Raw genomic sequence first — 13,305 nt, forward strand, 5'->3', positions numbered from 1 at the left:
ATGAAACGAAGTATTCTACCTAATTGTTACATAATTTAAATGTCTTTCCTCATATGTCATCTCTCTATATTTTTACTCCATCAAATGTCTTTCTTGCTATCATCAATTTTCTGATATTTGCTTGTGTTATGAGAATATTGAGGTAAAATAATACTTTAGTATAAGGAGGATTTATTTTCGTGTCATCGAGGGATCAATTTACAACAAAAATTGGGTTTATTTTAGCTGCCGCAGGAAGTGCTATAGGGTTAGGAGCCATTTGGAAATTCCCCTATATGGCGGGTACGAATGGCGGTAGTGTCTTTATTTTATTATTTATTTTATGTACTTTCTTTATTGGCTTACCCGTCCTCATTGCTGAGTTCATGATAGGTCGTCGAGGTCAAAAGGATGCCGTCACTTCCTTTAAGGAACAAGCACCAGGAAAGCCATGGTATTTGATTGGCTGGGGCGGTATGGTAATTGCAGGCCTTATCTTATCATTCTACAGCGTTGTTGGTGGATGGATTTTAAGCTACTTAGGTCGTGCCTTTACATTTAAGCTAACGAATGCTGGCTCTGACATCAACTACGCTGATTTATTTGGCGATATTATTTCAAGCCCTTTTGAAGCAGTACTTGTACAGGGACTATTTATGTTATTAACAGTAGTCATTGTGTCAGCAGGTATTAAGGGCGGAATTGAAAAAGCCAGCACATGGATGATGCCTCTCCTCTTTATTTTCTTTATTGTCCTAGTTATTCGCTCTTTAACTTTAGACGGGGCTATGGAAGGCGTTAAATTTATGTTTGTACCTGATTGGTCCTATTTAAATGCTGAAACATTTTTAATGGCCTTAGGACAAGCATTCTTCTCATTAAGTGTAGGTATTGCGGTTATGATTACATATGCTTCCTATTTATCTAAAACAGAGAAGATTGGTAACTCTGCGATTAATGTAGCATCTATGAATATTATTATCTCTTTACTTGCAGGACTTGTTATTTTCCCAGCAGTATTTGCGCTTGGTTATACGCCTGATCAAGGGCCAGGCTTAGTATTCATTATTTTGCCAGCTGTATTCGAGCAGTTACCTCTTGGTGGCTTATTCTTAACTATTTTCTTCATTCTATTGCTTTTTGCTACAGTCACTTCTTCCATTTCCATGTTAGAAATAGTCGTGGCAATCGCTATTGGTGATAAACCAGAAAAACGTAGAAAAATTGCTTGGATTGGTGGAATCATTATTTTCATCTTTGGTATTCCAAGTGCCCTTTCATTTGGCATATTAGCAGATGTAAAAATAGTAGATCGCTCTATTTTTGACTTTGTGGATTTTATGACTAATAGCATCGGAATGCCGATTGGAGCTTTGTTGATTTCAATTTTTGCAGGTTATTATTATACAAGGGATATTTCACGTAAAGAATTAGCTGCGTCTAGCTTCATGTTTAATATTTGGTACATTTTAATTCGCTACGTCTCCCCACTCGCCATTTTTATTATTTTCATTCAGGGGATTTTGCCTTTATTTAAATAAGTAATAGCCTCATGATGCATTAAAAAAGAGGTTGTCCATTGACAACCCCTTTTTTTATAAGGAATATGCAAAATATTTTAAATAATACATTTCGCTTCAAATTTAATGGCAATTAGTTTGTAAGAAATGGCTACACAATCTTCAAACGGTATCCATTGCTCAAACGAATGCTCATATGTTTCTTGAATAACTTTTGCAAGTGTTGATGGATCATCAATCCCTTGCAATGCTGCAACTACATCTGCTGTTTCTGTATCATAATGGTCTGGACCTAAGTGGAATGGATCCCACTCCTCTAGCAGATGGACAGCTGCTTGATTCATTTTTATATTTTCCAAAATACTCACCTATTATCCTTTGATCATACTCGTATGATACCATAGTAAAAAAAAAAGAAAAGAGTGATTTGCTTGTCTATTTTTGATCAAACTATCAAACGTCGATGTACAAACTCAGTAAAATGGGACGCAATGGAAAAGGTTTATGGCCTAAACGATGCCTCAGATATCTTACCAATGTGGGTAGCCGATATGGATTTTCCTGCTCCAATAGCCGTTTCAAAGGCTTTACAACAACATGCTGAACATACTATTTTTGGCTATAGTTATATGAGTGAAGAAGCGATACAATCCATTGTAGACTGGCAAAGTACTCGCCATGACTGGCACATAGAGAAAGAAGCCATCCTATTCTGTAATGGTGTTGTGGCTGCATTAGCTAACAGCATTGTTGCCCTAACTAACCCTGGGGACAAAGTACTCATTTCACCTCCAGTTTATCCGCCATTCTTTAACATACCAAAAAGTAATGGTCGTGAAGTTGTGAGCTGCCCATTAATTGAAAAAGACGGATTGTTTGTCTATGATTTTGAAGCCTTCGAGCAGTCTTTAGCTCAAGATGTGAAAGCCTACATACTATGTAACCCGCATAATCCAGGAGGCTATGTATGGGATGAAGCTACTTTAAAGGAAATTGTACGACTTTGCGCTAAATATGATGTCATCATTATTTCTGATGAAATCCATGCTGATTTAATGATTAATGGGGATAAACATATTCCTTTAGCTAAAGTTGCAGGTGATGAAATCAATCGCATTGTTACGTGTATGGCTCCTACTAAAACATTTAACTTAGCAGGAATTCAAGTTTCATATATGATCGTAACAGATAAGAAAAAACGCTTGAAGCTAGAGGCCATCAATATGGCAAGTGGTCAAGGCTCATTAAATACATTTGCCTCTGTTGCCCTTCATGCAGCATACACAGAAGGGGCTCCTTGGTTAAATGAATTACTTCCTTATATTTCTGCCAACATGGATTATGTGAAAACGGAGTTAGAGCAGATTCCAGGTATTCGTGTTACGATTCCTCAATCCACTTATTTAATCTGGATTGATTACCGAGAACTAGCGCTTGAAGAGAAGGAGATCATGAACCGCTTACTTGAAATCGGAAAGCTTGCTCTAGAACCAGGGACAAAATACGGAGAAGAAGGTCGTGGCTTCCTACGTATGAATGTTGCTTGTTCATTTGATACTGTGAAAGATGGAGTCGAGCGTTTTAAAAAGGTCTTTGCGCAATAAAATGGTTGAAAGGATATCTCTCCCCTTAGAGCTATCCTTTTTCTATGTTTAAAAACAAAATTTTGTGGAAAAGGTTCTTATCAATCGGATTTATACAGAGGTGATTTTACATGGACATTGTCCCATTAACGATTAAACGTGCTTATATGACATTCCTATTTCCCTTCGCCTATTCCGAAAAAAATCGTCAAAAAATCAGTGATATACTACTAAACGAGGGCTTTTCCTTTTTCACCTTAAACAATACATCTCTTGAAGACGCTTTTTATGGTGATATGACGATTATACATGAGGAGCTTGCCCAATTTTTCTATCCTTTTTTGGAGGATAAATTATTTCCAAACGAAATGAATAACCCTGACTTTATTCGTTTTTCGAAAGCTTTTTATACACAAGGCGCCTTACATCTGCAAGAAAGTCAAATCAATTATGATTACGAAGTGATGAGTATTGATGTGACATTATGTCCTTTTGGGAATGGGATTATAACAGTCAGAACAAATATTACAGATCAATCGCATGATCTAAGTGATATCTTAAATTTTATCCACTATTTTAGAGTATTAGAGGCTAAACTAAGAGAGGAAAAAGGTGCAAGTCATCATTTTTCATTTGGTCATTGTTCTTCTACGAGTGAATTATTATTTAAGTATTTTATACCTTATTTAAAACCCTTTCTATTACATCAACAAGACCATAGCTATGAAGGCTTACCTTTCTTTGAAGATGAGAGAATGTTTGCCTCAGCTTATTTAATTGCAGAGGAAGAAGCTAAAATTATACCTGAGCATTTATTTCGCTTAGGACAAGTAGACGGTAGGACACCTGCTGGCAAACCCTTTATTTCTAGCACTAATCCTTCATATATCTCTAATTATGTACAAGAGCATGCCCATACACGCTGGGCTCCTAACAGTTATATTATCACCTCCTCACAAGCACAAATAACGATTACAAATAGGCCGTTTGCCAAATGTACACATAGTATTCAAGAATTTATGGGTACGCACTATTACAATTTGTTCATTCATTATTTTTATAAAATGATGCTCTTAAAGCTTTCCTATGAGTATAGTGAAATAAAGTGGGGCAAAGATAAACAGGTTGTCAATGAACTAATCGAGCTGATTACAAAGTTTTCTGCACGCTATTATTTTGAAGAAGTCATCGTACGAACAGAAGGCAGAGAAATTGCTCAATTGCTACGAAAGTACTTCCGTATAAATGAACATTATGTAGAAACGAAAGAAACATTGAATAGTTTGTATCGAACACAGGAAGATCAATCCGATAATCGAAGTAATAATTTACTATTTATTTTAACAGTCTTTACTGTGGTATCGGGTATTTATGGGATGAACTTAGTCATTGAAGGCTGGAAAGATAGCAGTGATTTCGATAGCATTGGTAGTTATACACTCTTTGAATGGGTAGCCTTTATTACTGCATTGAGTGGGATTGGCTTGTCACTTGTACTGGTTTGTTTCACTGCCGTCAAGGCCCTGCAAAATACTATTCGACGCTTTAAAAAAAATTGATACAATAAAAAAGAATCTGCTCGCCCTCTGTGGCAAGCAGATTCTTTTTCTTATATATTCTGTTGATTGTTTGTGTTTTTCTTTTCTGCTAAAATACGTGCTTCAATTTCTTTTGATTTTAATTCTTGTTTCTTAGAAATTTTTCTGAAAAGCGTAAACACGATAATACATAAAATAAGCATAATTAAAAATTCAAATGCTGCTGGAATATAACCTGATTTGTCTTCTGGGAAATATAAAAATTGATACATAAAGTTCTGCATGTTCTACACGTCCTTATACGTATTATTCAAAGACTGTAATTGACTCAATTTTCACATCTTCTAATGGTTTGTCACGGAAATCTTTTTCCACATCTGCAATTTTATCCACAATGTCCATACCTTCTACTACATGACCGAATACTGTGTGTTTATGGTCTAACCAAGGTGTACCACCGTTTTGAGCATAAGCTTCGATGATCTCTTCAGGGAAGCCCGCCCCTTGTAATTGACGAAGCATATCACTTGGAAGGTGCTTCATTTGTACAATAAAGAATTGAGAACCATTTGTGTTTGGTCCTGCATTTGCCATTGAAAGCGCTCCACGTAGGTTAAACAATTGCTCTGAGAACTCATCTTCAAAGGAATTACCCCAAATTGATTCTCCGCCCATACCAGTACCAGTTGGGTCGCCACCTTGAATCATGAAGTCTTGAATAACACGGTGGAAAATAATGCCGTTATAGTAGCCTGATTTAGCATGACCTAAAAAATTCTCAACCGTTTTCGGTGCGTGCTCAGGGAATAATTTAATTTTGATAGCACCTAATGTTGTGTTCATTTCTACAAGCACTTCGCCTGCTTGTACGTCTGTTGTTAACTGTGGAAACATGGAAGTCTCTCCTTTAATGATAAATTTCAGTTTCAATGAAAAAGATGCCCTTGCACCTTTTCTGACCTCATTTTAGTCTAACATACTTCCTACTGGTTTTCTCCCTCTAAGTATTGACGATTTTTGCACTTTTACTATTCATGTTTAAAACTATGTAAATAGGTCTGAGCGAGTATTTGGAATCAATCCAAAATATGTTATTCTGATGAAGGATTTATAGAAAGAGTGGAGGCACACATGAAAAAGGCTTTTGGTTTTTTTATTATCGTTCTATCCCTTCCTGCTTTATGGTGGATTAGCACAAACATTAAAACAGAAATCAATATTGCACAAGCACATGAGGAACAAATGACTAATGCAATACATTTACCCGAGGTAGAGGCCCAACTACCTGTTACACTTATTGATCGAAATGGGCAAACATTTAGTGAGGAATATGTCGAATGGCGGCAGCCACTAAGTTTACAAGAAATTCCACAAATTGCCCAGGAAATATTCATTACCAGTGAGGATGCTGATTTTTATACGCATATTGGCTTTGATTTAAGTGCTATTATTCGTGCAGTTGTAGCCAATTCAAATAGCAACACAACCTCTCAAGGTGGTAGTACAATTACGCAGCAGCTTGTTCGGATGCGTTATTTATCCGAAGAAAAAACATATGAACGGAAATTAACAGAGCTTTTTTATGCCTATGAATTAGAAAAAGAATTTGATAAAGAAGCCATTTTAACGATGTACCTAAATGAGTCCTATTTCAGCAATCAAGTTTATGGCATTGGCGGAGCAGCCACCTATTATTTTCAAAAACCACTCCAAGAATTATCCATCGCTGAAATAGCTTTCATTGCTGCCATCCCAAATAACCCTTCCCTTTATAATCCTTTAAAGAATTATGATCAAACTAAAGCAAGGCAGGAGCGTTTGTTAGATACCCTTGCAGCAAATGGGGCTATTACAGAGGGAGAGGCAAAAAACTATAAGGCTGATGCCATTACATTAAATGTGAAAGATAAAATTCAAAGTTATCCAATGTATAGCACTTATGTTCTTCAAGAGCTAAAATGGCTTATTGCAGAAAAAGAAGGTTATGCGGATCGACTAAGCTCTACAGATAATGAGGAAGAAAAGAAAAAAATTAAAGCACAATTAGACATTCGACTCAATACATTATTTCAAAATGGACTCATCATTCACACAGCACTTGATCCTACTAAACAGCAACATGATGAGGAAAAAATGTCAGCTATTTTAGGTACTAGCCCATGGCAAGCTGCAGGTGCAGCCATTGAAAACCAATCAAGAGAAATAGTCAGTCTGTATGCAGGAAAGAACTATGAAAAATTTGATTTCCATCGTGCATTCCAAGGAACACGTCAGCCTGGTTCAGCTTTTAAGCCTCTGGCAGTCTATGCTCCATTCTTCGAAACAACATCTCATACACCTGATTCGATTGTCAATGGTGGGCGTTATTGTGTGGGCTCGTTTTGCCCACAAAACTATGGGGGCTATACGTATGGTGATGTGTCAATTCGTACTGCTTTTCGACATAGCTATAATACATCTGCACTTCGTCTCTTTCAAACCGTTGGCGTCGAGACAGCCTTTCATTACCTTAATCGCTTTCACTTCCGCTCGATTGTAGAGAAAGATTATAATTATGCTGCATCATTAGGAGGACTAACCTATGGTGTAACAGCATTAGAACTAGCAGATGCTTATACTAGCTTTATTGATGGCTCTTATGTACTTGCACATAGTATTCGAAAAGTCACAGCATTAGATGGAACAGAGCTTTATAGTTGGGATACACAGCGTGATCAAATTTGGTCTCCTAAAACAGTAAAATACATGCGTGAACTCCTTGCAGATGTTGTAGCAAACGGTACGGGTCAAGGTGTCTATAGTAATAGCAGCTACGTTGGTGCAAAAACAGGAACAACGAATGACTATCGTGACTACTGGCTTGCTGGACTCAATAATGAATATACTGCTGCTGTATGGCTAGGGTATGATAAACCTCAATCGATGCAGCAATTAGAAGAGTACAAAATTCATCACCAATTATTTAACGTGTTGCTTGAGTAGTGAAACATGCAAAAGGTAGTAGTCGCTAAGACTACTACCTTTTTAAGTGTTAAAAACAAAACCATCAATTAAATTTTTATTAAAGATGTAAATGGTTTTCCGTTACAGGCTACTTGCTTTCCTGTGGACGAGCGCCGAGCCGCTTCCTCCGCTCCGTACAGGGGCTCGTCTGTCTCACTATCCATGGGATTTAACGTCACAGAGGAGACCCTGGAGCGAATGAAATGAGTGAAGCGGCTCATCAACGCCCCCTGGAAAGGACGCTGGCGGAACGGAAATCAACCCCTCGCCTTTCAAACTCTCTTTTTCTACTATTAACATCACCATTTTAATAGTATGTATTAATTTGCAAACGGCAAACTTGCCAAAATGCCATTATATAGCTTTAATACGACATAAATAACTAATGTTAAAAGAATCGTCCACATAAAAAGCTCAAAGATTAATAGACCGATTGTGCCGCCCATTGATATAAAATGACTCATTTTATAAATCAGATAAATAAAGTAGGTAAATATCGTTATGACGAAAATACCTATTAAAACATAAATAAATTGGATGGCAAATGCAGAACACATAGCACCTACAAATAAGATAATATAGCCACCTCGAGCCTGACTAACTGTGGCTCCTTCGTTGTCCTTTGAAAAGAACAGCATTCCTACTTCATGAATGGTTTCGCCTACTAGTTTAAGGGCAGAAAATAACATAAAAAAAACAATGGCAAAGACGATGAGAAGAAATACACGTAACTCAAAATCTGATAAAAACTCTCGCATTCCTGAATACACACCGATGGCTTGAAAAATCTGTAAAGATTTACCAACAGCATACATCCCAAATGTCAAACTAAACAATAAAATTGTAATTAATGGTAGATAACCATAGATATATGGGTTCTTCATAAAAAATTTTTTTCCTCTATTTTTATTGATAACTTCCTATTTATAATATAACGAAAATTCTCCAACGACCGCAAGCTAAATCCCAATAGTACATATGCATTCCCAATTAAAGTACGTTATAATTGATTTACTTACCTGCATAAAGGAGGGTTTTTTTGTTACAAGTACTTTATATTTTTATTCCAATGCTTGTTGCAATATTAGTGCCATTATTATATAAACGCATGAATAATATTCACACAGGTTGGTTTGTTCTTGCTGTACCTGTTACGCTTGCTGTTATTTATACAACATATATTGCTCAAGTTGCTAAAGGTGAAGTATTTACTGCAGAGCTACCTTGGATTCCATCGCTTGATATTTCCATCATCTCATATTTAGATGGACTTAGCTTATTATTCTCATTACTCATTACTGGAATTGGCTCGTTAGTTGTGCTTTACTCCATTTTTTACTTAGATAAACATAAAGAAAAATTACATAACTTTTATGTTTACTTACTGTTATTTATGTCAGCCATGCTGGGAGTAGTACAGTCAGATCATTTAATTACTCTCTATTTCTTCTGGGAGCTAACATCCATATCATCATTTTTACTCATCGGCTATTGGTATAATCGGGATGCCTCACGCTTCGGTGCATTAAAGTCTATGATGATTACAGTTGGCGGCGGTTTAATGATGTTAGGTGGCTTCGTTCTTCTTTATTTAATGGGAGGAACCTACTCGATTCGAGAATTGATAGTCATGGCACCAAATTTAGTAGACCAACCTTTATTCACTTGGTCACTTGTCCTATTACTCTTGGGAGCATTTACAAAATCCGCGCAATTCCCATTCTACATTTGGTTACCAGATGCCATGGAGGCGCCAACACCAGTAAGTGCATACCTTCACTCAGCTACAATGGTCAAAGCAGGTATCTATTTAGTTGCACGATTTACGCCGATATTTGCAGCCTCTGAACTTTGGGTGTGGCTTGTAACAGGTGCAGGTATCTTAACTTTATTCTGGGGTTCCTTCTTTGCAGTGAAGCAAACTGATTTAAAAGGTATTCTAGCATTCTCTACAGTCAGTCAGCTTGGGCTTATTATGTCACTACTCGGGGCAAGTGCTGTTGCTTTTCATGCAAATGGCTCAATCGATACCATAAAATTTGCTGCATTTGCTGCCATTTTCCACCTTATTAATCATGCAACATTTAAAGGCAGTCTCTTCATGATTGCAGGCATTGTGGATCATGAAACTGGAACTCGAGATATTCGTAAACTCGGTGGTTTAATGAGTATTATGCCAATTAGTTTTACTGTGGCTGCAATAGGAAGTTTATCAATGGCTGGTCTTCCACCATTTAATGGGTTCTTAAGTAAAGAAATGTTTTTAACAGCCATGCTTGCACTTCAAAAGTTTGAATTCTTCGGCTTTGAAACATGGGGAGCACTCTTCCCTATTGTTGCGTGGATTGCTAGTATTTTTACATTTATCTATAGCTTCTATTTTGTTTTCCGAACATTTAATGGGAATTACAAACCAGAGCAGTTACCTCATAAACCACATGAGGCGCCGATTGGTATGCTAATTTCTCCTATTCTTTTAGCAACTTTAGTTGTGACAATCTTCTTTATTCCAAACTTTATCGGTAATACCTTTGTAAAACCAGCCGTTCAAGCAATACAGCCATTTTTGTATGATTCACCTCAAGCTGTTGATATTCATGTATCTGCTTGGCATGGCATCACCCCAGAGTTACTGATGACCATTGGAATTATAATAGTTGGGGTATTGTTATTTGTTGCCTTACCAAAATGGCAAGGGATGTATCAACGATTCCCGCAAGCGTTAACATTAAACAATGCCTATGACAAAATCATGCAGGGATTAGATGTTGGCTTAAATCGTATTTCCCGACGCTATATGACAGGTTCTATGCGTCACTATTTACTCTATATGTTTAGCGGAATAACTATTATTGTTATCGGCTCTCTATTCGTGAAAGATGCATTTAGTATTTCATTCCAAGGAGCCTCACCAATTAATTTGTATGAAATTATCTTGATCGTAGTTTTATTAATTGGTACTGCCATCACCATCTTGGCCAAATCACGTTTAACAGCCATTATTGGGCTTGGTACTGTAGGCTATACAGTAGCCTTATTCTTTGTCATTTTTAACGCACCTGATTTAGCGCTGACACAGCTCGTTATAGAAACGATTTCAGTAGCACTATTTTTATTAGCATTTTACCATTTACCTAAGCTTGGTAAACGCGAGGAGCGAATGAGGTTCCAGTTAAATCGTGCCATTATTTCCATTGCAGTTGGTGTGATGGTAACACTTGTTGCGCTATCAGCTCATTCCCAAAAACTAATTCCCTCTATTGCTAAGTACTACGAGGAAACCGTCTATTCATTAGCTGGTGGCGGAAATATTGTAAACGTAATTTTAGTAGACTATCGTGGTTTCGATACATTGTTTGAAATTACAGTACTCGGCATAGCTGGCATGGCCATCTTAGCTATGATTAAGTTACGTATGAATAGAAAGGAGAACACTCATGAAAACAAATGATGTGATAATACAATTTACAGCTAAAATTGTATTTTTCATTATTTTCTTCTTCTCCATTCATATTTTTTTAGCTGGTCACTATACACCTGGTGGAGGCTTTGTTGGAGGTCTGTTAACATCAAGTGCACTTGTTCTTTTAGTGTTAGCCTATGATATCAACACAGTCCGCCATATTCTACCTATTAATTACACATATTTAACAGCCATTGGCTTACTATTAGCCCTTGCTACTGCGGCATACCCAATGTTTGTGGGCAAACCGTTTTTCACACATTTCTTTGATTATTTCGATTTACCGCTTCTAGGCAAACAGTCATTACACACGGCTATGCTTTTTGATAGCGGGGTCTATTTGGTTGTTGTCGGCGTTACGATGACCATTATTCAAACGATTGGAGAGGATGAATAATGGAAATAATTATGGCCTTTGTGATCGGCTTTCTTTTTATGGCAGCGGTCTATTTAATCTTATCAAAAAGTTTATTGCGCATTATTATTGGAACAGGTCTGTTAAGTCATGGTGCTCATCTACTCATCTTAACAATGGGTGGTCTTGGTGGTGAAGCTCCACCTGTCTTAAACGAAGGAGCCAAAACATTTGCTGATCCCTTACCCCAAGCACTTATTTTAACTGCAATTGTTATAAGTTTTGGGGTGACAGCATTCTTCCTTGTACTTGCCTACCGTTCCTATCAAGAGCTTAACACGGATGATATTAGCTTAATGAGAGGAAGTGATGAGGATGAATAACTTCCTACTATTACCCATTATCATCCCGTTTTTCTTCGGTATGATTTTAATGTTTGGACAAAAAAATCTAACTTATCAGCGATTATTTTCATTACTTGGGATTGGACTAGCCCTCCTCTCTGCCCTCTCACTGCTTTTAACAGTGAAAGAAGATGGTATTCAAAAGGTCACATTTGGAAATTGGCCTGTTCCTTACGGTATTACAATGGTATCTGATATGGTGTCTGCATTGCTCGTTACAACGACATTGCTTATTGCACTATTTGTTGTTTGGTATGGCTTCGGTTCTATCACGAAGGAACGCGAACGCTTCTTTTATTACCCTGGTATTATGTTTATTTTAACTGGGGTCAATGGTGCCTTTACAACAGGTGATATTTTTAACTTATTTGTGTTCTTTGAAGTATTGTTAATGGCTTCCTATTTACTCATCGTTTTAGGTGGTGAGAAGGGGCAACTGAAAGGGTCAATTAAATATATTTTAATTAATATTATTTCTTCGGCCTTATTTGTTATAACCGTGGCCTATTTATATTCTGTAGTAGGGACATTAAATATGGCTGATATTGCGGTAAAAATTGCTGAAATTAATCAACCAGGGATTATTACTGTTATTGCCGTACTATTTTTAATGGTATTTGGACTAAAAGCAGCTATTTTCCCATTATACTTTTGGCTTCCTACTTCGTATGCAGCAGCCCCGATCCCTGTCTTAACTCTATTTGGCGCTCTGCTCACAAAGGTTGGGGTATATGCCATTACACGTACCTACACACTATTTTTTGTACATGATTTATCCTATACACATGATTTACTAATGGCATTAGCTATTGCAACAATTGTGGCTGGTTGTATTGGAGCACTCGCTTATTTTGATGTAAAGCTCATTATTATCTATAACATTGTCATTGCAGTAGGTGTCATTTTATTTGGTGTCTCTCAAATGAATGAGGCCTCTTTAAAAGGAGCGATGTTTTATTTAATTCACGATATGCTGATTAAGGCAGCACTCTTTATGTTAATCGGCATTGTCATCTACATTACTGGTACATCTGACTTGCGTAAAATGGGTGGACTTATGAAAAAATACCCTGCACTGGGTTGGTGTTATTTAATAGCAGCTTTCGGCTTAGCTGGAATTCCACCACTTAGCGGGTTTGTTGGAAAGCTGTTAATTGTTCAGGGAGGCTTTGAGGCTGGCAGTATATGGAGCAGTATTTTCATTTTAGCATCTTCACTGCTTGTTTTACTATCCGTGATTCGTATTTTCCTCTATGCCTTTTGGGGTGAAGAAAAAGAAATACAAGGTACCGTCGACAAATCTACCTATAAAATGCTGTTTATGCCTACTGCCTTGTTAGTACTTATTACGGTCGCATATGGTGTGGGTTCTGAATGGATTACGCCATTTATGGATGATGCTGCAAAACTATTAAATGATCCATCTATCTATATAGATGCTGTGATGAAGGAGGATTAGC

12 protein-coding genes are annotated in these 13,305 nt (G+C 37.1%); 8 read left to right on the top strand and 4 right to left on the bottom strand.

The window, feature by feature from the left end:
• Positions 1-179 precede the first annotated feature (179 nt).
• Positions 180-1,520 (top strand): sodium-dependent transporter, encoded by a 1,341-nt coding sequence (locus MKY76_RS18030; RefSeq protein WP_054549427.1) that lies wholly within the window; start codon positions 180-182, stop codon positions 1,518-1,520.
• A gap of 77 nt (positions 1,521-1,597) precedes the next feature.
• Here the strand turns inward: MKY76_RS18030 and MKY76_RS18035 are convergent, their stop codons facing one another.
• Positions 1,598-1,858 carry a DUF1871 family protein gene (locus MKY76_RS18035; RefSeq protein ID WP_004228396.1) on the bottom strand — a complete coding sequence of 87 codons (261 nt, stop codon included), beginning with the start codon at positions 1,856-1,858 and terminating at the stop codon, positions 1,598-1,600.
• A gap of 72 nt (positions 1,859-1,930) precedes the next feature.
• Between MKY76_RS18035 and MKY76_RS18040 the strand changes: the two genes are divergently transcribed.
• Positions 1,931-3,103, top strand: a complete 1,173-nt coding sequence (locus MKY76_RS18040; protein WP_342556917.1) for a MalY/PatB family protein — start codon at positions 1,931-1,933, stop codon at positions 3,101-3,103.
• A 110-nt stretch (positions 3,104-3,213) separates the two neighbouring features.
• A complete protein-coding gene (locus MKY76_RS18045) occupies positions 3,214-4,641 on the top strand; it encodes a hypothetical protein (protein WP_342556918.1) in 1,428 nt (475 codons plus the stop codon).
• 50 nt (positions 4,642-4,691) lie between these two features.
• Here the strand turns inward: MKY76_RS18045 and MKY76_RS18050 are convergent, their stop codons facing one another.
• Both MKY76_RS18050 and MKY76_RS18055 read right to left on the bottom strand, forming a co-directional pair.
• A complete protein-coding gene (locus MKY76_RS18050) occupies positions 4,692-4,904 on the bottom strand; it encodes a hypothetical protein (RefSeq protein ID WP_004228391.1) in 213 nt (70 codons plus the stop codon).
• 22 nt (positions 4,905-4,926) lie between these two features.
• On the bottom strand, positions 4,927-5,514 hold the full coding sequence (locus tag MKY76_RS18055) for a peptidylprolyl isomerase (protein ID WP_004228389.1): 588 nt from the start codon (positions 5,512-5,514) through the stop codon (positions 4,927-4,929).
• A gap of 237 nt (positions 5,515-5,751) precedes the next feature.
• Here MKY76_RS18055 and MKY76_RS18060 point away from each other — a divergent pair, with 237 nt between their 5' ends.
• Positions 5,752-7,602 (top strand): transglycosylase domain-containing protein, encoded by a 1,851-nt coding sequence (locus MKY76_RS18060; RefSeq protein ID WP_103118708.1) that lies wholly within the window; start codon positions 5,752-5,754, stop codon positions 7,600-7,602.
• 341 nt (positions 7,603-7,943) lie between these two features.
• On the opposite strand, the gene MKY76_RS18065 is transcribed toward MKY76_RS18060, so the two are convergent.
• Complete coding sequence (locus MKY76_RS18065) at positions 7,944-8,507, bottom strand: DUF5366 family protein (protein WP_048394459.1); 564 nt, start codon at positions 8,505-8,507, stop codon at positions 7,944-7,946.
• Positions 8,508-8,662: 155 nt separating this feature from the next.
• Here MKY76_RS18065 and MKY76_RS18070 point away from each other — a divergent pair, with 155 nt between their 5' ends.
• From MKY76_RS18070 to MKY76_RS18085, 4 genes are read left to right on the top strand one after another with little or no spacing between them, the layout of a single operon-like run.
• Positions 8,663-11,074, top strand: a complete 2,412-nt coding sequence (locus MKY76_RS18070; protein ID WP_342556919.1) for a Na+/H+ antiporter subunit A — start codon at positions 8,663-8,665, stop codon at positions 11,072-11,074.
• Positions 11,061-11,483, top strand: coding sequence for a Na(+)/H(+) antiporter subunit B (locus MKY76_RS18075; RefSeq protein ID WP_004228380.1), 423 nt, complete (start codon positions 11,061-11,063; stop codon positions 11,481-11,483). Before MKY76_RS18070 ends, MKY76_RS18075 begins: the two co-directional genes overlap by 14 nt.
• On the top strand, positions 11,483-11,824 hold the full coding sequence (locus MKY76_RS18080; protein ID WP_004228379.1) for a Na(+)/H(+) antiporter subunit C: 342 nt from the start codon (positions 11,483-11,485) through the stop codon (positions 11,822-11,824). The genes MKY76_RS18075 and MKY76_RS18080 overlap by 1 nt, the downstream gene beginning before the upstream one ends.
• Positions 11,817-13,304, top strand: coding sequence for a Na+/H+ antiporter subunit D (locus tag MKY76_RS18085; RefSeq protein ID WP_342556920.1), 1,488 nt, complete (start codon positions 11,817-11,819; stop codon positions 13,302-13,304). Before MKY76_RS18080 ends, MKY76_RS18085 begins: the two co-directional genes overlap by 8 nt.
• Position 13,305: the final 1 nt, after the last annotated feature.

It is taken from the genome of Lysinibacillus sp. FSL P4-0201 (assembly GCF_038593425.1).
Lineage (GTDB): Bacteria > Bacillota > Bacilli > Bacillales_A > Planococcaceae > Lysinibacillus > Lysinibacillus capsici.

Bases quoted from the DNA above. Each gene is read 5' to 3' on its own strand.
- MKY76_RS18050 (WP_004228391.1), bottom strand. From the start codon at position 4,904: ATGCAGAACTTTATGTATCAATTTTTATATTTCCCAGAAGACAAATCA.
- MKY76_RS18080 (WP_004228379.1), top strand. From the start codon at position 11,483: ATGGAAATAATTATGGCCTTTGTGATCGGCTTTCTTTTTATGGCAGCG.
- MKY76_RS18085 (WP_342556920.1), top strand. From the start codon at position 11,817: ATGAATAACTTCCTACTATTACCCATTATCATCCCGTTTTTCTTCGGT.
- MKY76_RS18065 (WP_048394459.1), bottom strand. From the start codon at position 8,507: ATGAAGAACCCATATATCTATGGTTATCTACCATTAATTACAATTTTA.
- MKY76_RS18045 (WP_342556918.1), top strand. From the start codon at position 3,214: ATGGACATTGTCCCATTAACGATTAAACGTGCTTATATGACATTCCTA.
- MKY76_RS18060 (WP_103118708.1), top strand. From the start codon at position 5,752: ATGAAAAAGGCTTTTGGTTTTTTTATTATCGTTCTATCCCTTCCTGCT.
- MKY76_RS18075 (WP_004228380.1), top strand. From the start codon at position 11,061: ATGAAAACAAATGATGTGATAATACAATTTACAGCTAAAATTGTATTT.
- MKY76_RS18055 (WP_004228389.1), bottom strand. From the start codon at position 5,514: ATGTTTCCACAGTTAACAACAGACGTACAAGCAGGCGAAGTGCTTGTA.